The sequence below is a fragment of the Micrococcus sp. iso_26 genome, assembly GCF_056172975.1.
Window position 1 is genome coordinate 2,027,032 of sequence record NZ_CM149652.1, and the last position, 22,049, is coordinate 2,049,080.

A 22,049-nucleotide genomic window follows, 5' to 3' on the forward strand; every position below is an offset into this window, starting at 1 on the left:
CGACCGCGGGCCGTTCCCGCCGCAGACGAAGTTGAGTCTATATAGCTCAACCCTCCACGCACCAGGGCTATTCCCCGGCGCGCCGGTACGTTGGTGCCATGGCCGGCTCCACAGCGGCGCCCCGGCGCCTTCGCACGTACACCCGACCGCGGGTGTCCCTGCTGTACGTCCTGCGCCGCACCCTGCACCGGCTCTTCGAGCTGCAGGTCTGGGATGTGGCCGCCGCCATGACCTTCTTCGGGGCGCTGTCCCTGCTGCCCACCGTCATCGCCCTGCTCTCCGTGGTCTCGCTGCTGGGCGTCGAGGAGGAGACAGTGGACGCCGCGGCCCACCTGGCCGCCGAGATCTGGCCGTCGCTGACGCCCGACGTCGTCCGCGAATGGATCCTGACCCTCGGCTCGGCCGGGCCCGGCACCGGCGCCGTCGTCCTCGGGGCCGTCGGCACCGTGGTGTCCGCCTCGGGCGCCGTCGGTGCGTTCCACCGGGCGATGCACCGCATCCACGACACCCGCGAGGGCCGGCCCTTCCTCCACTTCCGCCTCGTGGTCTTCATCGAGACGCTCGCCCTCATGCTCGGCGCCGTGCTGATCACGATCCTGGTGGTCGTCGGCGGGGACCTCTCCCAGCGCCTCGGCCAGGCCGTCGGCCTGCCGGAGGAGACGGTCCAGACGTGGAACGTGGTGAAGTGGCCGGTCATCCTCGTGGTGATCGCCCTGATCGTGACCCTCGCCTACCGCCTGGGGCCCAACGTCCGGCAGCCCCGCTACCGCCCGCTCTCGCTCGGCGCCGTGGCCGTGGTGGTCCTGCTCTTCGGCGCCACCATGGCCCTGGGCTGGATCACGGACCGGTTCGGCCAGTTCGCCGTGGTCGGGCGGATCAACTCCGCGATCGGCGTGCTCGCCCTCGCGTGGGTGGCGTGCATCGTGCTGTTGGCCGGGGCCGCCTTCGACGCGGAGGTGCTGCGTGCCCGCCAGCTGGCCGTCGGCATCGACGCCTCCGTCGAGATCCAGCTGGCGACGCGGCACACCGCGGTGCTCGAGGCCTCCGAACGGTACGAGGCCCGCAACCGCCGCCTGGCCCGGCTCGTGGCCGACGCCGTGCGCGCCGGCGAGGACCTCACGATCGAGGCCACACCCCTGCTCTCCGAGGAGGGGCGCCTCCTCGCGGTCGAGTCGGGAGGGCGAGGCCCGGAGGACGTCAGCTCGGGCAGCCCGTTCCACGCGGACCCGGTGTCCGACGACGGCGCCCGCCTCGAGCCGACGCCGCGGCCCGACGACTGAGAGGTCAGCGCTCCCGCTTCTCGAACGCCTCGACCTGGGCACGCAGCGTCTCGGCCGCGATCTCCTCGTCGAGGCCCACCATGCCGAGGTACACGAGCTCGTCCCCGTCCGTGACGCCGCCGACGATCATGGTGAACAAGGCCGTGTCCATGCCCGAGTTCCCCAGGGAGATGTGGACCGCGTCCGGCACGCCGGGCACCGTCGTGAAGGCCGCCTCGACGCCGTCCGGGTCGCCGAACGTGCCGCACGTGTCGGCCAGCTCGCCGAAGGGCTCCAGCAGATCGGTGCCGTCCTCGGTGACCGCGACCATGCCGAACGCCCCGGCCTGGGAACCGGCCAGGCCGGTGACCGCGGCCGGGTCCACCTCGTACTGGGCCAGCGCACCGCCGAGCCCGGGCGCCTGCTGCGTGTTGATCTGCTCGATGAGGTCCGCGCAGGCGCCCGTGGGGGTGACGCCCGTCAGGCTCAGGCTGGTGCTGATCGGCTCGCCACCGCCGCCGGCCTGGGTCTCGATGTCCGTGAACACGCCGTCGGGCGCGGTCTGGGGCGTGAGCAGGACGTCCTCGAGCGCCTCCACGCGCTCCTCCTGCTCGTCCGTGAGGTCCGAGCCGGCCCCCGTCGGGCCGGACTCGGACGCGTCGGCCGACGCGGAGGACGAGGCCTCGCCGCCGCCCCCGGCACAGCCGACGAGCGCGTGGGCGCCCACCGCGAGCAGGGACAGGGTGGCGACGGGGCGGGCGGGGGCGGCGGTGCGGAGGATGAGAGACCTCTCAGACCGGGTGACGACGATGTGACCAGCCTGGCAATCCCCACAGCGCGAGGCCAGCCTTCGTCTGCTGGGGCGGGCCGCGGCAGGGCCACCGGTCGATCGGCTCGCTCCGCGGCGACGAGTCGTCTCCCGGCGCCCGCGACGGGCCCGACGCACTACGATGACCACCAATCACGGCGGAACACGTCACTCTGCCGGCTCCCTCCGACCCGCACGCCCGTCCTCCCGACGGCGGCACAGAAGGCACTCCATGACCCGCATCCACTCCCGCCTCCTCGGCGCCGTGGGGCTCACCGCGTCGGCGGCGCTGCTCACCGGCTGCGCCGTCCTCGGCGGCGACGCCGGATCCGCCGGCATCGTGTCCGATGACGACCTGAGCACCTCGTACGGCCTCGTCCAGCCCGGCGTCCTGACGGTCTGCTCCGACATCCCCTACCCGCCCTTCGAGTTCGAGGAGAAGGGTGAGCTGACCGGCTACGACATCCAGCTGGTCGAGGCGGTGGCGGAGAAGCTGGGTCTCGGGGTGAACGTGATCGACTCCTCCTTCGAGGCGATCGAGTCGGGTGCCTCGCTCACCGGCTGCGACGTGAACGCCTCGTCGATCTCCATCACCGAGGCCCGCCAGCGCGTCATGGCCTTCACCCTCCCCTACCTCGACGACGACCTCGTCCTGGTCGCGAAGAAGGGCTCCGGCATCACCGACGTCGACTCCGCGAAGGGCCGCCGGATCGGCGTGCAGGCCGCGACCACCGGCGACGAATACGCCCAGCAGAACGGCCTGAGCCCCGTGCAGTTCGAGGACGGCGGCATGCAGGTCCAGGCCCTGCAGGCCGGCACCGTGGACGCCGCCCTGGGCAACCAGTCCGTGTTGCTCTACTCCCTCAAGGACGACGATCGCTTCGAGGTGGTCGAGTCGCTGCCCACGGGCGAGCAGCTCGGCATGGCGGTCGGCCCGCAGAAGGCGCAGCTCGGCTCCGCCGTGAACCGCGCGCTGCAGGAGCTGCGCAACGACGGCACCGTGGCCGAGCTCCAGGAGCGCTGGTTCGGTCAGGCACAGGAGGACTACCGATGAGCACGCAGGCCCCCGTCTCGCCGGCACCGGCCATGAAGCCCGGCCGCGCGCGCCGCCGTCGTCGGCTGTCCCTGATCATCCAGGCGGCCGTCTTCGTCCTCGCCCTCGTCGTCCTGGCCGTCCTCATCGACTGGGGCGCGCTCGCCGAGAACGTCCTGAACTTCCCCGCCGTGGCCCCGATGTTCCCCAACGTGATCCTCGTGGGGCTGGGCAACACGCTGTTCTACACGGTCACCTCGTTCGTCGTCGGCCTGCTGGGCGGCATCGTGCTCGCGCTCATGCGCCTGAGCTCGTTCGGCCCGTACCGGTGGCTGGCCACCGCCTACGTGGAGTTCTTCCGCGGCGTCCCCGCGCTGCTGGTGTTCCTCGCCTTCGGCTACGGGGTGCCCTTCGCGTTCGGGGTGTCCTGGCCGATCCCCGTCGTCGTGATGGTGGCCCTGGGCATGGTCTCGGCCGCGTACATCGCCGAGACCCTGCGTGCCGGCCTGCAGGCGGTGCCCCGCGGCCAGATGGAGGCGGCCCGGTCCCTCGGCATGCCGACGTGGCGGGCCATGGTCACCATCGTGATCCCCCAGGCGTTCCGCATCGTGCTGCCGCCGCTCACCAATGAGGTCATCCTCCTGACCAAGGACTCCTCGCTGGTCTACGTGCTCGGCCTGGCCGCGCACGAGTACGAGCTCACCAAGTTCGGTCGCGACGGCATCTCCGCCCTCGACGCCGGCATGACGCCGATCCTCGTGGCCGGCCTGTTCTACCTCGTGATCACCGTGCCGCTGTCCCTGCTGGCCCGCCGGTTCGAGGCCCGTTCGACCAAGAAGGGGCACTGAGATGGCCCAGCAGAACCCCATCACCGGATCCTTCGGCGCGGTGGCCGCCGCGGACGCCGCCGGCGTGCACGTGGCCGGCCTCAACAAGTCCTTCGGCGCCAACCACGTGCTGCGCGGCATCGACCTCGACGTCGCCCCCGGCGAGGTCGTGTGCCTGATCGGCCCGTCCGGCTCGGGCAAGTCCACCCTCCTGCGCTGCGTGAACCTGCTGGAGAAGCCCGACTCGGGCGTCGTCACGGTCGGTGAGTTCACGGTCACGGACGAGGACGTGGACCTGGACGTGCTGCGCCGGCACGTGGGCATGGTGTTCCAGCAGTTCAACCTGTTCCCGCACCTGTCCGTGCTGGAGAACTGCACCGTGGCCCAGCTCAAGGTGCTCAAGCGGGGCAAGGCCGAGGCGGTGGACGTCGCCCGTCGGCAGCTGGCCCGCGTGGGCCTGGCCGAGCTCGAGGACCGCTACCCGGACCAGCTCTCCGGCGGTCAGCAGCAGCGCGTGGCGATCGCCCGTGCGCTGGCCATGGACCCGCAGCTGATGCTCTTCGACGAGCCCACCTCGGCCCTCGACCCCGAGACCGTCGGCGACGTCCTGGCGATCATGCGTCAGCTGGCCCGCGACGGCATGACCATGCTCGTGGTCACCCACGAGATGGGCTTCGCCCGCGAGGTGGCCGACCGGGTCGTGTTCATGGACGGCGGCGTCGTGGTGGAGGCCGGCCCGGCCGCCGCGGTGATCTCCGATCCCCAGCAGCCGCGCACCCAGGACTTCCTGCGCCGCGTGCTGCACCCCACCGAGATCGATCTCTGAGCCTGCCCGCCCGCCGTGCCCCGGTGGGCGGGCGCATGCGTGAGGGGCCCCGCCTGGACCGTGGTCCGGGCGGGGCCCCTCAGGCATGCGGCGGGGGCGTCAGGCCTTCTTGCGCAGCTTCTTCAGCTCGTCACGGGCCTCGCGCAGCGCGGCGACCTGCTCCTCACGGGCGGCGTGGATCGCGGCGACCTTCTCGTCCTGGGCGTCGCGGATGGCCTGCACCTTGGCGTCGCGGGCGCCCTCGATGCGGGCGGCACGCTTCTTGGCGGCCTTGCGGCGCTTGCCGGGGCGGTTGGCCACGGAGTCGGCGGCGATGGCCAGGCCGGAGCCGACCAGGAAGATGTCCTTGGCGACGGCGGTGCCCTCCTGGGACGGGCGCACGCCGTCCGCCTCGGTCATCTCCGGGGTGTTCAGGTACATGGAGAACAGGCCGCCGGAGAACGCGGTCAGGGCGGAGCCGGCGAGCCAGCCCGGGACGAACGGGGCCAGCAGGGCCGAGCCCACGCCGATCTCGGTGGTCACGAGGAACTTCTTGAACTGCTCCGGTGACAGGTTGGCCAGCGCGGGCAGGCCGCGGGCGCTCATGTCGCGCAGGCCCTGGGCCTGCTCCGCGGAGATGCCGCGCTTGTTCAGGCCGGAGTTCAGGATGAACGCGCCGGAGGCCAGGCGCAGCGGAATCTGGACGATGCTCATGGAGTCTTCCTTCCAGTAGGGCCCGCGGCACGCACGTGGAGTGGGGTGTGGCGCGAACGGTCGGTGAGCGGTCTGCACCTCCGACAGTACCAACGGCAGCCCGCTCCCGCCCGCCCGGAGGCGCGGCTGTGCGCGCAGAGCGGACGACGTCGGCGCCTCCACCACGTCGCGGAGGCGGTCGATGATGGACAATGGGGCGCATGCTCCCCCTCGTCGCACCCCTGACCGTGGCCGCCGCCGCGCCCACCGACTACGGCTGGCTCGGCAACATCGTCGTGGACATCATGGAGGCGGTCGGCCCGATCGGCGTCGGCCTGGCCGTCTTCGCGGAGAACATCTTCCCGCCCATCCCGTCCGAGGTGATCCTGCCCCTGGCAGGCTTCACCGCGGCCGGCGGCGCCTTCAGCCCGCATGCCGCGCTGGTCTGGGCGACGGTCGGCTCGATCGTCGGAGCGCTGGCCCTCTACGGCCTCGGCGCGTGGCTCGGCCGCCACCGCATGTACCGCCTCGCGGACCGCATGCCGCTGGTGGACATGGAGGACGTGGCCAAGACCGAGCGCTGGTTCATCCGATACGGCTACTGGACCGTGTTCCTGGGCCGCATGGTCCCCGTGTTCCGCTCCCTGATCTCCATCCCCGCGGGCATCGAGCGGATGAACCTCGCGAAGTTCACCCTGTTCACGGCGCTGGGCTCCCTGATCTGGAACGCGATCTTCGTCTACGGCGGCTACGCGCTCGGGGAGCGGTTCCACGTCGTCTCCGAGTACGCGGACGTCTTCTCCAACATCGTCCTGGTCCTGATCCTGGCCTTCCTCGCGATCTGGGTGGTCCTGCGCCTGCGCCGTGACGCCCGCCGCCGGAACGACCCGGACTGGCGCCCGCCGACCGCGGATGAGATGGCCGCCCGCGTCGAGGCCATCCTGGAGTCCTCCGACCACCGGAAGTGAATCGCATGCACCCCGTCCTGCCCTCCCCCCGCCGTGGCCGCGCGGCCCTCGGCCTGGCCGCCGTCGCCCTGGTGACGCTGAGCGCCTGTGCCCGCACCGAGCCGCAGCCTGAGCCTGCGCCCGCCACGACGGCGGCCTCCGCCCTGCCGTCCATGGACATGGCCCCGTTCACGGTCGAGGTCCCCTCGCACGACCTCGAGCGGGTGCCGGAGGCGAGCGTCGCCGTGCTCGAGGGCGAGGACCCGGACCACCACGGGGCGTGGCTGCAGGTGCCCGGGGCGCCGGCCTGGACGGAGGCCATGGCCGAGGCCGTGCGCGCCCAGATCGACCAGTACCGCCGGGACACCGACCCGAGCGCGGACCCGCGTCTGGAGATCCAGCCGCAGCTCGCCGTCGTGGCCGAGGACATCGCCGCGGCCCGACTGCTCGCCACGGAGCGGCGCGGCACGGACTCCGTGTCCACCTCGCACGTGATCTGGTACTCGGCCCGCGAGGACCGCGTGCTCGAGACCGCCGATCTCTTCACCCCCGACGGCTGGGACGCGTTCCGCGCCGAGGTGCGCCAGCGCATGGCCAACGACCCGGACGTGATCGGCTCGCGCCTGGACTCGGCGGTCGACGCCCCGGAGCAGGTGGAGAACCGTCGCGTCTGGGACGCGGTGGTCTTCCTGCCGGACGGCAGCCTGATGCTCGAGGCGGACCAGGCGTCCATGGCGCCGGCCGCCGCGGGCGTGCTGACGGTGCGGATCCCTCGGGACACGGCGACCGCCTGGCTGTCCGACCTGGGCCACGTCGCCGCGGACGCCGCCTCCGCCCCCGCCGACCTGCGTCTGCCGGACCGCTCCACCCCGACCCCCGAGGAGCAGCAACCGGAGCCCGCCCCCGAGCCGGAGCCCGAGACGTCCTCGTGGACGGAGGAGGCCACCGGCGCACCCGTGCCGCCCCCGTCCGCGCCCGCCGACACGGCGGCCCCGACGCCCAGCGTGACCACCCCGGTGCCGAGCAGCACGGCCCCGTCCTCCTCGGCCCCCGCGCCCACCCGCTCGGCCACGCCGTCCTCCCCGTCGTCTCCCCCCACCTCGTCCTCGCCGTCGGGCACGGGATCCGGCAGTCCGACGCCGAGCACCCCCGACCCGACGCCGACCTCCGCGACGCCGACCCCGACGTCCCCGACCCCGACGTCCCCGAGCCCGTCCGGTCCGTCCACGAGCGCGTCCGGTCCGTCCACGAGCGCGCCGGCCACGGACCCTGCGCCGGACCCGACCGAGTCCGCACCCGAGCCGACCGCCACCACGGCCTCCGCGTCCGCGTCGCCCACGTCGGGGGACCGCTCCAGCAGCACCCCCTGACCCCGGCGCCGGGCGCCGTCGTCGGCCGCGGTCTGCACCGTCGACGCGCGGCCGTGGCAGGATCGGGGCGATGACTGAGCACCTGCCCCGCCCCTGCCCGGACGCACCCGGCCCCGACGCCGTGCCGCCGCCCGCCGAGCGCGTCCACGCGCACGACCACAATCGGGACAAGGACCCCGCCCTCGTCCGACGGGAGCCGGTCTCCTTCGTCCGACGTGGTGCGCGCCTGAACGCGGGGCGGCAGGCCGTGTGGGACCGCCAGGCGGAGCGGGTCCTCGTGGACGTGCCTCGCGGCCGCGGCGCCACCTCGGTGGACGGCCAGGCCCGACTGGACTGGGCGGGGGTGTTCGGGCGCGAGGCCCCCCTGCTGGTCGACATCGGCTCCGGGCTGGGCGAGTCAACGGCGCAGGCCGCCGCCGACCGGCCGGACTGGAACGTGCTCGCCGTCGAGGTCTACGTGCCCGGCCTGGCCGCGCTCATGACGCGCGTGGAGCAGCAGGGCCTGGAGAACGTCCGCGCCGTGGAGGCCAACGCCCCCGAGCTGCTGGACGCCCTGCTCACGCCCGGCTCCGTCTCCGAGGTGTGGGTGTTCTTCCCGGACCCGTGGCACAAGAAGCGGCACCACAAGCGCCGCCTGGTCTCCCCCGCCTTCGCGGACCGCGTGGCGCGGGTGCTCACCCCCGGCGGGGTGCTGCGGCTGGCGACGGACTGGTCGGGCTACGCCGTGCAGATGCGCGAGGTGCTCGAGGCGCACCCGGGGTTCGAGAACCTCTTCCCCGGGCGCGCCGCGGGCGAGGACTCCCCGCTCACGCGGGTGCGCCGAGAGGGCAGGGAGACCGAGGTGGGCGCCCAGCCGCTGCCCGCCGGCTGGGAGAGCGCGGCCGAGGAGGAGCGCCCGCTGCGGGCCGGCCTGGGTGAGGCGCGGGCCGGCGCGGCGGCCGCGGACCCCGTGGACCACGAAGGCGGCTGGGCGCCCCGGTTCGAGGGTCGACCGATCACGAGCTTCGAGGCGAAGTCCCAGCGGGCCGGGCGCCTCGTGTTCGACCTGGCGTACCGCCGCCGCTGAGCACGGGGCCCGACGGAGCCGCTCAGACCGGGGCGACCGGCCCGGCCGGGTCGGCGCCGTCCGGGGCGGGCGACAGCGGCAGGCCGGCGGTCACCCGCGCGGTCGCCGCGAGCGTCACGGACCCGGCGTCCCGGTAGCCCCTCGGGGCGTCCTCGGAGGCCGTCGGCGACCAGCGGGCCGTGTGGTGGCCACGGACGGCGGCCCCCGCCAGGCCGGGCCGCGGGGCCACCGGCAGCACGGCGGCGTCCGTCCAGTCCCGACGTCGGCCCACCGCGCGGCCGACCCGGGCGAGGAGGTCGCCCGGGGCCAGGGCGCGGAACGTCCGTCCGGACCGCAGGCCGAGGTGCGCGGCCCGAGCTGCCAGGGCGGCGGGCAGGCCGACCGCGCCCGAGACCACGAGTGCCTCGACGGGACGCTCGGCCGGCCACGGGGCCTCGGCGTCGTCGGGCTGCAGGCCCCGGTCCGCGAGCAGGCGCAGGGCGTGCGCGGCCACGAGCGAGCCGTACGAGTGGGCCTCCACGGCCCCGTGCACGGCGGTCCCGCGGGCGCGCAGGGCCAGGGTGGCGTCATCGTCCTCCCCCGGCCCGTGGCGCAGGAACTCCCACCAGGCCCACACATCCGCGGCGAGCATCGCACCGCCGCGCCGGCCGGGGCCGTCGAGCACCACCCGCCAGGGCGTGGGTGCGGGGTAGCCGAGCCACCCGATGACGACGGGGCGGGGTGCGCCGGCGGCGCGCTGGGCGGCGGCGAGGTGGGCGGCCTCCCGGGCCGTCCCCCACATGGCCGTCTGGGGGCGGATGCCCATGCCAGAGACGAGCCAGGTCAGGTGGGTGGCGGTCGCGGGGTCCCCCGCGGCGACCACCGCGCGCGGCCCGTCCGGGCCCTCGAGGACGTAGTCCAGCAGATGCCGGGCGGGCAGGTGCGGGTCCATGCCCTCCGGCTTGAGGGCGTGGACGATCCCGTCCAGGGCGCTCCGGGCCTGCCGGCCGAGGCCGTCGCGCCGGGCCATGTCGGCGCGCAGCCGCTCCTGCACGCGGGACCGCGCGGCCGCCCCGAACGACGCCCGGCTCAGTCCTGCTCGGACTGCCACGTGGGCACCCGTCGGAGGCCTGCGACGCCGGAGGGCAGCCTCCGCAGGCCGCTCGGGCAGGCCTCGCCCGCGGTGTCCGCCCCGGCCCGTGCCGCGGCGTGACGGCGGACGGCCATCCGGTCGGCGTAGCGGGCCGAGACGTCACCGCCGGAGCCCACGGTGAAGACGCGGGCCAGGCGGGAGGCGTGGTGGAGGCGGTCCACCTGGGCAGCCAGCTCGACCACGGTGTCCTGCAGCTGCTCGACCTCGCGCTGCAGCGCGATCACGCGGCGGATGCCCTCCAGCGAGATGCCTTCACGGCTCAGGGTCTGCACGGTCTGCAGCCGCTCGACGTCGGCGAGGGAGTAGCGGCGGTGCCGTCCGTCCTGGCGGGCGGGGACCACGAGGCCGAGCCGGTCGTACTGGCGCAGGGTCTGCGGATGCATGTCCGCCATCTCGGCGGCCACGGAGATCACGAAGACCGGGGCGTGCCGGTCGGGACCCCCCTCGCGGCCCCGGTCCGCACGGGCGGCGCCGTCGCGGGCGCTCACCAGGCTGCCTTCCGGGCCAGCTCCCGCCGCGGATCGTCGCCGGCAGTGGCGGACTGCAGGGCCTCGACGGCGGCGCGGGCGTCGTCGTTGAGCGTGGTGGGCACGGTGACGCGCAGCTCCACGAGCAGGTCACCCGTCGTCGTCCCGCGCTCGACACCGCGGCCCTTCAGGCGCAGCACGCGGCCACACTGGGAGCCCGCCGGCACCTTCACCTTCACGGAGCGATCCAGCGTCGGCACCTCGATCGTGGCGCCGAGGGCGGCCTCGGGGAAGGTGATCGGCACGGTGATCCGCAGGTCGTCCCCGTCCCGGCGGAAGAACTCGTGCTCGCGCACGTGCACGGTGACCAGCAGGTCGCCGCGGCCGGCCGGGCCGGGCGAGCCCTTGCCGCGGGCACGGACCTTCTGGCCGTCGCGGATGCCCTTCGGGATCTTCACCTCGATCGTCTCGCCGTCCGGGCCGCGCAGGGACACCGTGGTGCCCTGGATCGAGCCGCGGAAGGAGATCGTGGTGGTGGCGGTGCGGTCCGCGCCCTTCGTGGGGCGCGGCCGTGCGTACCCCGCATCGCCGAAGCCGCCGGGGCCGAAGCCGCCGGGCTGGCCGGCGGCGCCACTGAACATCCCGCTGAACAGGTCGGACAGGTCGGGCTCGGACTGCGTGGTGCGGGGGCCGCCCCCGCCGCCGAACATGCCGCCGAAGACGTCCTCGAAGCCGCCGCCGCCGGCACCGCCCGGGGCGGAGAACCGGGCGCCGCCGCCCATCGCGCGGATCGCGTCGTACTCCTGGCGCTCCTGGGGGTCGCTCAGGACGGCGTACGCCTCCGAGATCTCCTTGAACTTCTTCTCGGCCGCCTCGTCCCCGGGGTTCTGGTCCGGGTGGTGGGTGCGGGCGAGCTTGCGGTAGGCCTTCTTCACATCCGCATCGGAGGCGTCCTTGGACACCCCCAGGGTCGCGTAGAAGTCCTTGTCCATCCAATCCTGCGAGGCCATGGTGCCTCCTCTCGTGTGCATCGGTCAGGGGGTCGGCCGGCGGCGGGGTGGGCCGCCGGCCGACGGGGTCACTCGTCTCCGGCGGAGACCATCACCTGGGCGGCGCGCAGCACGCGGCCGTCCCGGACGTAGCCGTTGCGGAAGACCTGGACCACGTGGTCCGCGGGCACCTCCGCGTGCGGCTGGCGCATCACGGCCTCGTGCAGGGCCGGGTCGAACTCGACGCCGGCCAGCGCCGCCTGGTCGTGGCGCTCGAGGCCGAGGCCGGCCAGGACGGTGTCGAGCTTGGTCGCGATGGCGGCGAACGGGCCGTCCGTCAGGTCGCCGGCGGCGCGGGCGGCGTCGATGTCGTCGAGCACCGGCAGCAGTGCGGTGACGGCCTTGAGCACGCCGGCGTCCCTGGCCAGGTCGCGGTCGCGGTCCACGCGACGCTTGTAGTTCACGAACTCGGCCTGCAGACGTCGCAGGTCGGTCTCGAGCTCGGCCTCGCGGTCCGAGGCCGCGGGCTGCGGCGCCTGGGTCCCGGCCTCCGCGCCGGCCTCGTCGAGGATGCGCTCGGCCTGGGCGAGGGCGTCGCCGTCCTCGGCCTGCTCGGCCGCGCTCTCGGCGGAGACGCGGGGCTCACCGGTCTCGGGGTCGATGCGGCGACGGTCGTTGAACACGATGGGCTCCTCCTCGGAGCCGCGCTCGGCGTCGGAGGAGCCGTGCGGACGCTGCTGGTCGGCGCTCATGGTGTGTCCTTTCGAAGCGGGTGGGCGCGGCGGGTCCGCCGCGCGGGGGTGGTGCGGGAAGGCCGGCGGGCTGGCCCGGCAGGGGCGCTGCCGGGCCGGCCCGCCGGCGTCGTGGGCCTCCGGGCGGGGCGGGCGTGGACGCCCGCCCCGGCCCCGGGGTGTCAGGCCTTCTTCTCGTCGTCCTCGTCGACCACCTCGGCGTCGACGATGTCCTCATCGTCGCCCTGCGGGGCGGCGGACTCGGCGCCGGCGTCGGCCGACTCCGCGCCCTGCTGGGCGTAGAGGGCCTCGCCGATCTTGACCTGGGAGGCCTGGAGCTTCTCGAACGCGGCGGCGACCTCGTCGTCGTTGTCCTGCTTCTCCAGGGCGGCCTTCAGGGCGTCGACGTCGGCCTGCACCTCGGTCTTGACGTCCTCGGGCAGCTTGTCGCCGTTGTCCTGCAGGAGCCTCTCAACGGAGTAGGCGGACTGCTCCGCCTGGTTGCGGCGGTCGGCGGCCTCGCGGCGCTTCTTGTCCTCGTCCGCGTGGGCCTCGGCGTCCTTGACCATGCGGTCGATGTCCTCCTGGGACAGCGAGGAGCCGCCCGTGATGGTCATCGACTGCTCGGTGCCGGTGCCCTTGTCCTTCGCGGAGACGTGCACGATGCCGTTCGCGTCGATGTCGAACGTGACCTCGATCTGGGGCATGCCGCGCGGGGCCGGGGCGATGCCGGTCAGCTCGAAGGTCCCCAGCGCCTTGTTGTCCCGGGTGAACTCGCGCTCGCCCTGGAAGACCTGGATGGACACGGAGGGCTGGTTGTCCTCGGCCGTGGTGAACGTCTCGGAGCGCTTGGTCGGGATGGCCGTGTTGCGCTCGATGAGCTTGGCCATCACGCCGCCCTTGGTCTCGATGCCCAGCGACAGCGGGGTCACGTCGATCAGGAGCACGTCCTTGCGCTCACCGGCGAGCACGCCCGCCTGCACCGCCGCGCCGATGGCGACGACCTCGTCCGGGTTCACGCTCTTGTTGGGCTCCTTGCCGCCGGTCAGCTCCTTCACCAGGTCGGAGACGGCGGGCATGCGGGTGGAGCCGCCGACGAGGATCACGTGGTCGATGTCGGAGACCTTGACGCCGGCCTCCTTGATGACGTCCTCGAACGGCTTGCGGGTGCGCTCGAGCAGGTCCTTGGTGAGGTCCTCGAACTTGGCGCGGGACAGGTGCTCGTCCAGATGCACCGGGCCCTCGGGGGTCACGGACAGGTACTGCAGCGAGATGCTGGTGGAGGTGGCCGAGGAGAGCTCCTTCTTGGCCTGCTCCGCGGCCTCCTTCAGGCGCTGCAGGGCGATCTTGTCCTTGGACAGGTCCGCGCCCTTGGACTTGGCCTGCTGGAGCAGCCAGTCCACGATCCGCTGATCCCAGTCGTCGCCGCCGAGGCGGTTGTCGCCGGCGGTGGCGCGCACCTGGATGGTGGCGAAGTCGTCCTCGTCCTTGGCGACCTCGAGCAGGGACACGTCGAAGGTGCCGCCGCCCAGGTCGAAGACCAGGATGAGCTCGTCCTCCTTGCCCTTCTCCAGGCCGTAGGCCAGCGCGGCCGCGGTGGGCTCGTTGATGATGCGCTTGACGTTCAGGCCCGCGATCTCGCCGGCCTCCTTGGTGGCCTGGCGCTCGGCGTCGTTGAAGTAGGCGGGCACGGTGATCACCGCGTCGGTGACCTTCTCGCCCAGGTACTCCTCGGCGTCGTGCTTGAGCTTCATCAGCGTGCGGGCCGAGATCTCCTGCGGGGTGTACTTCTTGCCGTCCACCTCGGTGGTCCAGTCGGTGCCCATGTGGCGCTTGACGGACGCGTAGGTGCGCTCGGGGTTGTTGACGGCCTGGCGCTTGGCGACCTCGCCGACCAGGACGTCCCCGCCCTTGGAGAACGCGACGACGGACGGGGTGGTGCGGGCGCCCTCGGCGTTCGCGATGACGACCGGGTCGCCGCCCTCGAGGACGGCGACGACGGAGTTGGTGGTGCCGAGGTCGATGCCGACTGCACGGGACATGGTGGGGTCCTTCCTGTCTGACGGTGAAGCGGGGGCCGGACCCGCGGGCCGGGGGCACCGACGCCACAGGGACTTGAGCCTTCATGACTCAGGTTGCCACCGGGTCGGTGGACTGTCAAGTGAACCTGAGTCGACTTCACTCACTTCTGCTTCTGCGGGGGTCAACGCGGGCCGTCCGCGATCCATTCCCGGCGCCGCGGATCCGCTCCGGACCCGCCCGCGCACGCCGCTCAGACCTGGAAACACGACGACCTCACGCGGTTGGATGGCGGATCACGGGGCGTCGCCGACGGCGCGCCCACCCCAACGGAGAAGGAGCACCACCATGGCCGAGAAGAACGCCGCCGAGTACACCGTCCCGGGCCTGTCCCTGAGCACGGGCCGCCGCACCGCCGAGATCCTCCAGGGCCGTCTGCACGCCCTCAACGACCTGCAGCTCACGCTGAAGCACGCCCACTGGAACGTGGTGGGCCCCGGCTTCATCGGCGTGCACGAGATGCTCGACCCCCAGATCGAGCTGGTCCGCGGGATGGTGGACGTCCTCGCGGAGCGCATCGCCACCCTGGGCGTCTCCCCCGCCGGCACCCCGGGCGCACTCGTGGCCGCCCGCGCGTGGGACGACTACACGCTGGGCCGCGCGTCGACCCTGGAGCACCTGGCCGCGCTGGACCTCGTCTACGACGGCGTCGTGACGGACCACCGCGCCGCGATCGACGCCACCGAGGACCTCGACCCGGTCACGCAGGACATCCTCATCGACCAGGTGGCCCAGCTCGAGCTGTTCCAGTGGTTCATGCGCTCGTTCCTGACCACCGACGACGGCCGGCTGAGCAGCGCAGGCACCACCACCGAGGCCGCCGCCGCGGGCCGCGTGAAGGGCGCCCAGTCCGCGCCCGCCCCGAAGGCCGGGCGCACGAAGAAGTCGGACGCGAAGAAGTCCAAGAAGAAGTGACCGCGCGCCCCTGAGGCGCCCGTGCACCGGAGGGGCCCGACCGCACTGACGGTCGGGCCCCTCCCTCCTGCGCGGTTCAGTCGACCTTCGCCGGCCACCACACCTTCGGGCCGATGTCCCGCACGAGCGCCGGGATCAGCAGGGAGCGCACGATCAGCGTATCGAGCAGCACGCCGAACGCGACGATGAACGCCAACTGCACCATGAACATCAGCGGGATCACCGCGAGCGCGGCGAAGGTGGCCGCCAGCACGACGCCGGCCGAGGTGATGACCCCGCCCGTGACGGTGAGGGCGCGCAGCACGCCCGCCCGCGTGCCGTGCCGCGGCGTCTCCTCCCGCGCCCGGGTCATCAGGAAGATCGTGTAGTCGATCCCGAGCGCCACGAGGAAGACGAAGCCGTACAGCGGCACGGTGGGGTCGGCGTCCTCGAAGCCGAACACGTGCCGGAACACGAGGGCCGAGACGCCCAGGGCCGCGCCGAAGCTGACCACGGTGGCCGCCACGAGCAGCACGGGTGCCAGGAGCGAGCGCAGCAGCACCGCGAGGATGACCAGCAGCATCGCGAGGATCAGCGGGATGACGACCCGCAGGTCGCGCTGCGTGGTGACGTTCGTGTCCAGCGCCTGGGCCGCCGGGCCGCCCACGAGGATCTCGCCCGTGGCCGGGAGGTCCGCGAGCCGGTCGCGCAGGCGGGCCACGGTCTGCTGCGCGGCAAGGGACTCGCCCGGGTCCGCCAGGGTGGCCGAGACCAGCACGCGGCCGTCCACCACGCGGGGCTGCGGCTCCGGCGCGGACGCGGCGCCCGCCCCGCCCTCCGCGTCGGTCACGCCCGGGGGTGGGCCCGCGGCGGCCTCGGGGGCGTCCGTGGTGACCTCGGCCTCGGCCACGCCGGGGTCCTCCGCGACGGCGGCGAGCACCGCCTCCGCGTCCCCGGCCGGGGCGAGGATCTGGGCGGGGGCGCCCGCGCCGGCGTCGAAGTGCTCGCTCAGCAGGGCCTGGGCCTGCCGGGCGTCGGAGTCGCCGAGCAGCACGTCCTCCTGGGCGACGCCGTCCGCGCGCAGCTGCAGCAGACCGCCGCAGAGGGCGAGGAGCACGACCGTCGTGGCGACCCAGACGAGACGGGGCCGGCGCGCGACGACGGCGCCCACCCGCGTCCACACCCCGTGGTCCTCCTCGAGGCCGGCGACGGGTCGGCCCGCGCCGTCGAGCGGCGGGGTGAAGGCCCGGCCCCGGGCGGCTCTGCGCTGCGCGCGACGGCGAGCGCGCTCGGGGGACGGGATCGTGGGCCAGAAGGCGGCACGCCCGGTCAGCCGCAGCAGCGCCGGCAGCAGGGTCAGGGCGGCGAGCCACGCGAACGCCACACCCGTGGCGGCCACGGGGCCGAGGGAGCGCGTCGAGTTGAGGTCCGAGGCCATCAGGATCAGCAGGGCGAGGGCCACGGTCGAGGCGGACGCGGTGATCGCGCCGAAGGACCCGCGCACGGCGGCCCGCAGCGCCTCCCCGACGTCCGCCCGGACCAGCAGCTCCTCGCGGTGCCGGGCCACGAGCAGGAGGCAGTAGTCGGTGGCCGCGCCGATCACGAGGATCGAGAGGATGCCCTGGGCCTGGCCGTTGAGCTGGATCCAGCCCGCCAGTGCCATCCCGTAGACGGCCACGATCGCGCCGCAGAGCGCGGCCACGGCCGTCAGGAGCACGAGGACCGGCAGCAGGACGGAGCGGTAGACCGCCACGAGGATCACGAACACCACCGCGAGCGCCACGAGCAGCAGCAGCCCGTCGATGCCCGCGAACGCGCCGCCCAGCTCCGCGACCAGGCCCGCCGGACCGCCCACGTGCCACTCGGTGTCCGCGGCCACGGTGCCGGTGAGGGCGGGGTCGGCGGCCGCCGGGTCCGCCACGACCTCCCGCAGGTCGGCCACCACGTCGGCCACGGGCCGCTCGGCCCCGGCCGAGGAGTCGACGAAGGCCAGGAACTGCACCGCCGCGCCGTCGTCGGAGGGGATCGGGCCGGCGACGTCGGTCACGCCCGGCACCTCGCCCAACCGGCCCGCGAGGTCCGCGAGCGCGGGGAAGGCGGCCGCGGGGTCCGCGGTGCTCGCCGGGCCCACGACGACGGCGGGCACGGCCTCGCCGTCCTGGAACGCCGCCGCCTCCTGTCCCGCGCGGGTGGACTCGGCCGACGCCGGCAGGAAGGTGGCCTGGTCGTTCGAGGAGACGTCGCCGATCCTGCCGAACACGGGGCCGCCCAGGCCGAGCACGGCGAACCAGACCACGGCCAGCGCCGCGGCCAGGCCCAGCCGCAGCCCCCGAGGGGGACGCCCCGTGGCGGCGGGGGTGCGGAAGGCGGAGAGGTCGGGCGGGGTGGGCATGCCCCGAGCGTAGGGGATGGTTCGATGATCAAACAACCATGGGGGCTGGCTAGACTCCCGGCCATGACCACGCAGCCCCCCTCCGCCCCCGCGGAGCACCTCGCCGTGGTCCACGCCCTGCGCGTCTTCAGCGAGAGCGCGGAGCACGCCGTCGACGAGGCCGGCCGCGGCGTCGGCCTGCACCGCACGGACCTCAGAGCCCTCGCGTACCTGATGGCCCGCGCGGCGGCCGGTGAGCCCGTCACGGCCTCGGACCTCGGCGCCCACCTGCACCTCACCCGGGCCTCGGCCACCGCCCTCGTGGACCGCCTGGCCGCCGCGGGCCACGTCCGCCGCCACCGGGACGAGGGCGACCGGCGGCGCGTGCTGGTGGAGCACACGGACACGGCCCGCCGCGACGGACAGCGCGCGTTCGAACCGATGTCCCAGCGGCTGAGCGCCGCCCTCGAGGGGTTCTCCGCCGCGGAGCTGCGGGCCGCGGTGCGGGTGCTCGAGGCGGCCACCGCCGCACTGACGGACCCCGCCCCGGAGGACCCGTGACCCGACCGGCGCTCATCGGCCTGGACGGCCGCTCGGGGTCGGGCAAGACCGTCCTCGCCGCCGCGCTCGCGGCCCGGATCGCGCCGTTCGCGCGCGTCGAGGTGATCGAGATCGAGTCCATGTACCGGGGCTGGGACGGGCTGGCCGCCGCGGTGGACGACGACGGCCCCTACCCGGGCGTCGTGCGCGCGCTGCGGGAGCGGGGCACGGCGACCTGGACCACGTGGGACTGGCACCGCGCCGCCCCCGGCCCGCCGCGGCGGACCGCGCCGGCCGACGTCGTGGTGTGCGAGGGCGTGGGTGCGCTCAGCACCGCCGCCCGACCGCTGCTCGACCTGGCGGTGTGGCTCGAGCTCGAGACCCCCGCGCGACGCACGCGGGCGCTGGCCCGGGACGGTGAGACCTTCGCCCCGCACTGGGACCGCTGGGCCGCACAGGAGGAGGACTACCTGGCCCGGCACGCCCCGCGCGCCGCGGCGGACCTGATCCTGCGTCTGCCCTCCGCCTGACGGCGGCGGTGCCCGGGGCCGGGGGCGTCGGGGTCTGCGTGCGGGCCGGTCGGGCGCCCGCGCTGGGACCGGAGCGGTTCGCTCCGCTTAGGTGTAGCATCGGAGGCGGCGCGCCGCGTCCGGCCGCGTCCCACCCCAGCACACGGAGACCTCCCCTTCCCATGGCGACACTGCTCTACCGTCTCGGCCTCGGCGCCGCCCGCCGCCCCCTCCTCGTGATCCTCGCCTGGGTGCTCGCCCTGGCCCTCGCCGTCGGCGGGTTCCTCGCCTTCGGCGGCACGCTCTCCTCCACCGTCACCATCCCCGGCACGCCCACCGCCCAGGTCACGGACCGCCTCAAGGAGGAGTTCCCCGAGGCCTCCCGCGGCAGGGGCCAGGTCGTGTTCACCACCGAGGACGGCTCCCCCCTGACCGACGCCCAGCGCGAGCAGATCACCGCCCTGTTGGACGACGTCGCCGAGCAGCCGGCCGTGGAGGGCGTCGTGAACCCGTTCGAGGCCCAGGCCCAGCAGGACGACGCCCGCACCCGGCTGGACGAGGGCCGCACCGAGCTGGCCGACGGCGAGCAGCGCCTCGCGGACGGACGCCAGGAGATCGAGGACGGCCGGGCCGAGCTCGAGCGTCGCACGGCCGAGGCCGACGCGGCCGAGCAGCGCCTGGCCGAGGCCGCCGCCCAGCTGGAGGAGGGGCAGGCGAAGCTCGACGCCGCGCGCGCCGACCTCGAGGAGCGTGGCCTGGACGCCCTGCCGGCCGAGGCCCTGGCCCCGCTCCGGGAGGCCGAGCAGCAGGTGGCCGAAGGCCAGGAGCAGCTCGACGCCGGCCGCGCCGAGCTCGAGGAGCAGGCGGAGCGCCTCGAGGCCGGGCAGGCCAAGCTCGACGCACAGCGTCAGGAGCTCGAGGCCGCGCAGGCCGAGCTCGACGCCCGGTGGGCCGAGCTCGAGGCCGGGCAGGCCGAGCTCGACGCCCGGGCCGAGCAGCTGGCCGCGGGCCGCGCCGAGCTCGAGCAGGCCCGGGACGCCGCACTGGCCGAGGCCGAGGCCGCCGGCATCCCGGCGGAGCAGGTCACCGAGCAGTTCGCCGACCAGGAGGCGCAGCTCGCCGCCGCCGAGGCACAGCTGGCGGCCGGTCAGGACCAGGCCGACGCCGCCCGCGCCCAGCTGGAGGCCGCCCAGGCCGAGGCCGACGCGGGCGCCGAACAGCTCGCGGCCGCCCAGGCCGAGGCCGACGACGGCGCCGCCCGACTCGCCGCCGGCCGGCAGCAGCTGCAGGAGTCCGAGGCCGAGCTCGAGGCCGGCCGCGAGCAGGTGGCCGCGGGACGGCAGCAGGCCCTGGACGCGGCCGAGGCCGAGCTCGACGCGCAGCAGCAGAAGATCGACGAGGGCCGGGCCGAGTACGAGCGCGGCGTCGCCGAGCTCGAGGACGGCCGGGCCCAGCTGGCCGCCGGCGCGGAGCGCCTGGACCAGGCCGAGGCGGACCTCGCCGACGGCCGCGCCGAGCTGGAGGACGGCCGCGTCGAGGCCGAGCGCGGCGAGCGCACCCTGGCCCTCGCGGAGGACTTCCGCACCGTGTCCGAGGACGGCAGCACCGCCGTCGGGATCGTCACCTTCACCACGCCGACCCTGGACGTGACCGCCGAGGACAAGGAGGCGGTCACCGGCGCCCTCACCGGCGCGGACATCGACGGCGTCGCCGTGCATCCCTCCCAGGAGCTCAACGCCACCGTGTCCTCCCTGCTGGGCCCGGGCGAGGTCGTGGGCCTCGTGGTCGCCGCGATCGTGCTGGTGGTCATGCTCGGCACCCTCGTGGGCGCGGGCCTGCCGCTGGTCAATGCGCTGGTGGGCGTGGGCGTGGGCGCCGCCGGGGCGCTCGCGTTCTCCTCCGCCGTGGAGATGATCTCCGTGACCCCGGTGCTCGGGGTGATGCTGGGCCTGGCCGTGGGCATCGACTACGCGCTGTTCATCGTCAACCGACACCGCCATGAGCTGCGTCGCGGCACGAGCCTGCACGAGTCGATCGCCCTGGCCACCGGCACCTCCGGCAACGCCGTGGTGTTTGCCGGCATCACCGTGATCGTCGCCCTCGTGGGCCTGAACGTCACCGGCATCCCGTTCCTGGGCCTGATGGGCACCGTGGGCGCGGTCTGCGTGGCCGTGGCCGTGCTGGTGGCCGTCACCCTGACCCCGGCCCTGCTCTCCCTGGCCGGGATGCGGATCCTCTCGAAGAAGGAGCGGGCCCGCCTCGCCGACGAGGGTCCCGCCTCCGTCGCCGAGGGCTCCGCCGCCGTGCGCCGCGCCGGGCGCCGCTCGACCATGTCCACCCCGGCCGCGATCGCCTCGGCCCTGGCGGCCGTCGCCCTGCTGGTGCTCGTGGCCCTGCCGGTCGGCTCGATGCGCCTGGGCCTGCCGGACGGCGGGTCCGAGCCGGAGGGCTCCGACTCGCAGGTTGCGTACGAGCTCACCGCCGAGAAGTTCGGCGAGGGCTACAACGGCCCGCTCGTGGTGACCGTGGACCTGCCCGCCGGCCTGGACGAGGACGCGGCCGAGGACGCCCGCCTGGCGGTGGGCGAGCAGCTCGCCGGCCTCGAGCACGCGCACGCCGTGGTGCCCGCGGGCTTCAACGAGGACCGCACCGTCACCATGTTCCAGGTGCTGCCCGAGGAGGGCCCGAACGCCGTCTCCACCGAGGAGCTGGTGCGCGAGCTGCGCGCCACCGAGCCGGCCGGCGAGGCCTCCAACCTCGGCGTGGCCGGCATGACCAGCGGGTTCATCGACGTCTCGGAGAAGCTCTCCGACGCCCTGCCCCTCTACCTGGGCGTGGTGGTGGGCCTGTCCCTGCTGATCATGGTGCTGGTGTTCCGCTCGATCCTGGTGCCGCTGATCGCCACCGGCGGGTTCGTGCTCTCCATGTTCGCCGCCATGGGCGGCGTGGTGGCCATCTACCAGTGGGGCTGGCTCGGCTCGGTGTTCGGGGTCCACAACCCCGGCCCCGTGCTCAGCTTCCTGCCGACCATCATGATCGGCGTGCTGTTCGGCCTGGCCATGGACTACCAGCTGTTCATCGCCTCCGGCATGCGCGAGGCCTACGCCCACGGCCTGCCCGCCCGCCAGGCCGTGCTGACCGGCCTGCGCTCGGGCCGGGCCGTCGTGATCGCCGCGGCGATCATCATGATCTCCGTGTTCGGCGGGTTCATCTTCGCCCACGACGCGATGATCCGCCCGATGGGCTTCGGCCTGGCCTTCGGCGTGCTGCTGGACGCGTTCGTGGTGCGCCTGCTCCTGATGCCGGCGCTGATGCACCTGCTCGGCGAGAAGGCGTGGTGGCTGCCGCGCTGGCTCGACCGGATCATGCCGGACGTGGACGTGGAGGGCGCCCAGCTCGAGCGCGGCCACGCCCCCGCCGCCGAGGCCGCGTCCGCCCCGGCTCCCGAGGCCGGCCGCACCCCGGCCGTCGACGGCGGCGCGCACCGCGCCTGAGCGCGCCCGACCGCGCGGGACACCGCCGCCCCCGG

Annotated in this window: 19 protein-coding genes; 11 read left to right on the top strand and 8 right to left on the bottom strand. The window is 74.4% G+C overall.

The genetic code is table 11. The annotated features are described in order from the left end of the window. Nucleotides 1-98 precede the first annotated feature (98 nt). Entirely contained in the window at nucleotides 99-1,280 is a 1,182-nt protein-coding gene (locus tag AC0VX0_RS09425) for a YihY/virulence factor BrkB family protein (protein ID WP_396830002.1), read from the top strand. A gap of 4 nt (nucleotides 1,281-1,284) precedes the next feature. Here AC0VX0_RS09425 and AC0VX0_RS09430 read toward each other — a convergent pair whose 3' ends face one another. After that, on the bottom strand, nucleotides 1,285-1,986 hold the full coding sequence (locus tag AC0VX0_RS09430; protein WP_355504508.1) for a hypothetical protein: 702 nt from the start codon (nucleotides 1,984-1,986) through the stop codon (nucleotides 1,285-1,287). Nucleotides 1,987-2,299: 313 nt separating this feature from the next. Here AC0VX0_RS09430 and AC0VX0_RS09435 point away from each other — a divergent pair, with 313 nt between their 5' ends. The 3 genes from AC0VX0_RS09435 to AC0VX0_RS09445 are packed head-to-tail and all read left to right on the top strand — an operon-like array spanning nucleotide 2,300 to nucleotide 4,753. Further along, complete coding sequence (locus tag AC0VX0_RS09435) at nucleotides 2,300-3,121, top strand: ABC transporter substrate-binding protein (protein WP_122054602.1); 822 nt, start codon at nucleotides 2,300-2,302, stop codon at nucleotides 3,119-3,121. Continuing rightward, nucleotides 3,118-3,948, top strand: coding sequence for an amino acid ABC transporter permease (locus AC0VX0_RS09440; protein ID WP_020626482.1), 831 nt, complete (start codon nucleotides 3,118-3,120; stop codon nucleotides 3,946-3,948). Before AC0VX0_RS09435 ends, AC0VX0_RS09440 begins: the two co-directional genes overlap by 4 nt. A 1-nt stretch (nucleotide 3,949) precedes the next feature. Continuing rightward, on the top strand, nucleotides 3,950-4,753 hold the full coding sequence (locus AC0VX0_RS09445; protein ID WP_036314233.1) for an amino acid ABC transporter ATP-binding protein: 804 nt from the start codon (nucleotides 3,950-3,952) through the stop codon (nucleotides 4,751-4,753). Between the two features lie 99 nt (nucleotides 4,754-4,852). On the opposite strand, the gene AC0VX0_RS09450 is transcribed toward AC0VX0_RS09445, so the two are convergent. Next, on the bottom strand, nucleotides 4,853-5,446 hold the full coding sequence (locus AC0VX0_RS09450) for a hypothetical protein (protein ID WP_020626481.1): 594 nt from the start codon (nucleotides 5,444-5,446) through the stop codon (nucleotides 4,853-4,855). A gap of 200 nt (nucleotides 5,447-5,646) precedes the next feature. On the opposite strand from AC0VX0_RS09450, the gene AC0VX0_RS09455 reads away from it, so the two are divergent. From AC0VX0_RS09455 to trmB, 3 genes are all read left to right on the top strand, one after another. Further along, on the top strand, nucleotides 5,647-6,393 hold the full coding sequence (locus AC0VX0_RS09455; RefSeq protein WP_036382290.1) for a DedA family protein: 747 nt from the start codon (nucleotides 5,647-5,649) through the stop codon (nucleotides 6,391-6,393). 5 nt (nucleotides 6,394-6,398) lie between these two features. Beyond that, nucleotides 6,399-7,742 carry a hypothetical protein gene (locus AC0VX0_RS09460; RefSeq protein WP_101966068.1) on the top strand — a complete coding sequence of 448 codons (1,344 nt, stop codon included), beginning with the start codon at nucleotides 6,399-6,401 and terminating at the stop codon, nucleotides 7,740-7,742. Nucleotides 7,743-7,812: 70 nt separating this feature from the next. Continuing rightward, the gene (trmB, locus tag AC0VX0_RS09465) at nucleotides 7,813-8,808 is read left to right on the top strand and encodes a tRNA (guanosine(46)-N7)-methyltransferase TrmB (RefSeq protein WP_069941131.1); all 996 of its coding nucleotides are present in this window, start codon (nucleotides 7,813-7,815) and stop codon (nucleotides 8,806-8,808) included. Between the two features lie 22 nt (nucleotides 8,809-8,830). Here trmB and AC0VX0_RS09470 read toward each other — a convergent pair whose 3' ends face one another. The 5 genes from AC0VX0_RS09470 to dnaK form a co-directional block, all read right to left on the bottom strand. Then, nucleotides 8,831-9,898, bottom strand: coding sequence for an alpha/beta hydrolase (locus tag AC0VX0_RS09470; RefSeq protein WP_231866265.1), 1,068 nt, complete (start codon nucleotides 9,896-9,898; stop codon nucleotides 8,831-8,833). Next, the gene (locus AC0VX0_RS09475) at nucleotides 9,877-10,428 is read right to left on the bottom strand and encodes a heat shock protein transcriptional repressor HspR (protein WP_020626477.1); all 552 of its coding nucleotides are present in this window, start codon (nucleotides 10,426-10,428) and stop codon (nucleotides 9,877-9,879) included. Before AC0VX0_RS09475 ends, AC0VX0_RS09470 begins: the two co-directional genes overlap by 22 nt. Then, the gene (locus AC0VX0_RS09480; RefSeq protein WP_396830000.1) at nucleotides 10,425-11,417 is read right to left on the bottom strand and encodes a DnaJ C-terminal domain-containing protein; all 993 of its coding nucleotides are present in this window, start codon (nucleotides 11,415-11,417) and stop codon (nucleotides 10,425-10,427) included. The genes AC0VX0_RS09475 and AC0VX0_RS09480 overlap by 4 nt, the downstream gene beginning before the upstream one ends. A gap of 68 nt (nucleotides 11,418-11,485) precedes the next feature. Next, nucleotides 11,486-12,148: a nucleotide exchange factor GrpE gene (locus AC0VX0_RS09485; protein ID WP_122054606.1), complete on the bottom strand. Its 663-nt coding sequence runs from the start codon at nucleotides 12,146-12,148 to the stop codon at nucleotides 11,486-11,488. A 161-nt stretch (nucleotides 12,149-12,309) separates the two neighbouring features. After that, nucleotides 12,310-14,169: a molecular chaperone DnaK gene (gene dnaK, locus AC0VX0_RS09490; RefSeq protein WP_036317232.1), complete on the bottom strand. Its 1,860-nt coding sequence runs from the start codon at nucleotides 14,167-14,169 to the stop codon at nucleotides 12,310-12,312. A gap of 325 nt (nucleotides 14,170-14,494) precedes the next feature. Here dnaK and AC0VX0_RS09495 point away from each other — a divergent pair, with 325 nt between their 5' ends. Continuing rightward, nucleotides 14,495-15,121, top strand: a complete 627-nt coding sequence (locus AC0VX0_RS09495) for a Dps family protein (RefSeq protein ID WP_036317229.1) — start codon at nucleotides 14,495-14,497, stop codon at nucleotides 15,119-15,121. Nucleotides 15,122-15,197: 76 nt separating this feature from the next. On the opposite strand, the gene AC0VX0_RS09500 is transcribed toward AC0VX0_RS09495, so the two are convergent. Beyond that, nucleotides 15,198-17,492, bottom strand: coding sequence for an MMPL family transporter (locus AC0VX0_RS09500; RefSeq protein ID WP_396829973.1), 2,295 nt, complete (start codon nucleotides 17,490-17,492; stop codon nucleotides 15,198-15,200). Between the two features lie 63 nt (nucleotides 17,493-17,555). Between AC0VX0_RS09500 and AC0VX0_RS09505 the strand changes: the two genes are divergently transcribed. The 3 genes from AC0VX0_RS09505 (at nucleotide 17,556) to AC0VX0_RS09515 (ending at nucleotide 22,014) form a co-directional block, all read left to right on the top strand. Then, nucleotides 17,556-18,032 carry a MarR family winged helix-turn-helix transcriptional regulator gene (locus AC0VX0_RS09505; RefSeq protein WP_036317223.1) on the top strand — a complete coding sequence of 159 codons (477 nt, stop codon included), beginning with the start codon at nucleotides 17,556-17,558 and terminating at the stop codon, nucleotides 18,030-18,032. Continuing rightward, on the top strand, nucleotides 18,029-18,541 hold the full coding sequence (locus AC0VX0_RS09510; protein WP_036317220.1) for a nucleoside/nucleotide kinase family protein: 513 nt from the start codon (nucleotides 18,029-18,031) through the stop codon (nucleotides 18,539-18,541). Before AC0VX0_RS09505 ends, AC0VX0_RS09510 begins: the two co-directional genes overlap by 4 nt. 161 nt (nucleotides 18,542-18,702) lie before the next feature. Next, the gene (locus tag AC0VX0_RS09515) at nucleotides 18,703-22,014 is read left to right on the top strand and encodes an MMPL family transporter (protein WP_036317217.1); all 3,312 of its coding nucleotides are present in this window, start codon (nucleotides 18,703-18,705) and stop codon (nucleotides 22,012-22,014) included. Nucleotides 22,015-22,049: the final 35 nt, after the last annotated feature.

Excerpts from the sequence above, each read along its gene's own strand:
- trmB (WP_069941131.1), top strand. The coding sequence starts at position 7,813 with ATGACTGAGCACCTGCCCCGCCCCTGCCCGGACGCACCCGGCCCCGAC.
- AC0VX0_RS09485 (WP_122054606.1), bottom strand. The coding sequence starts at position 12,148 with ATGAGCGCCGACCAGCAGCGTCCGCACGGCTCCTCCGACGCCGAGCGC.
- AC0VX0_RS09435 (WP_122054602.1), top strand. The coding sequence starts at position 2,300 with ATGACCCGCATCCACTCCCGCCTCCTCGGCGCCGTGGGGCTCACCGCG.
- AC0VX0_RS09450 (WP_020626481.1), bottom strand. The coding sequence starts at position 5,446 with ATGAGCATCGTCCAGATTCCGCTGCGCCTGGCCTCCGGCGCGTTCATC.
- dnaK (WP_036317232.1), bottom strand. The coding sequence starts at position 14,169 with ATGTCCCGTGCAGTCGGCATCGACCTCGGCACCACCAACTCCGTCGTC.
- AC0VX0_RS09425 (WP_396830002.1), top strand. The coding sequence starts at position 99 with ATGGCCGGCTCCACAGCGGCGCCCCGGCGCCTTCGCACGTACACCCGA.
- AC0VX0_RS09480 (WP_396830000.1), bottom strand. The coding sequence starts at position 11,417 with ATGGCCTCGCAGGATTGGATGGACAAGGACTTCTACGCGACCCTGGGG.
- AC0VX0_RS09460 (WP_101966068.1), top strand. The coding sequence starts at position 6,399 with ATGCACCCCGTCCTGCCCTCCCCCCGCCGTGGCCGCGCGGCCCTCGGC.
- AC0VX0_RS09445 (WP_036314233.1), top strand. The coding sequence starts at position 3,950 with ATGGCCCAGCAGAACCCCATCACCGGATCCTTCGGCGCGGTGGCCGCC.
- AC0VX0_RS09505 (WP_036317223.1), top strand. The coding sequence starts at position 17,556 with ATGACCACGCAGCCCCCCTCCGCCCCCGCGGAGCACCTCGCCGTGGTC.
- AC0VX0_RS09515 (WP_036317217.1), top strand. The coding sequence starts at position 18,703 with ATGGCGACACTGCTCTACCGTCTCGGCCTCGGCGCCGCCCGCCGCCCC.
- AC0VX0_RS09500 (WP_396829973.1), bottom strand. The coding sequence starts at position 17,492 with ATGCCCACCCCGCCCGACCTCTCCGCCTTCCGCACCCCCGCCGCCACG.
- AC0VX0_RS09440 (WP_020626482.1), top strand. The coding sequence starts at position 3,118 with ATGAGCACGCAGGCCCCCGTCTCGCCGGCACCGGCCATGAAGCCCGGC.
- AC0VX0_RS09495 (WP_036317229.1), top strand. The coding sequence starts at position 14,495 with ATGGCCGAGAAGAACGCCGCCGAGTACACCGTCCCGGGCCTGTCCCTG.
- AC0VX0_RS09455 (WP_036382290.1), top strand. The coding sequence starts at position 5,647 with ATGCTCCCCCTCGTCGCACCCCTGACCGTGGCCGCCGCCGCGCCCACC.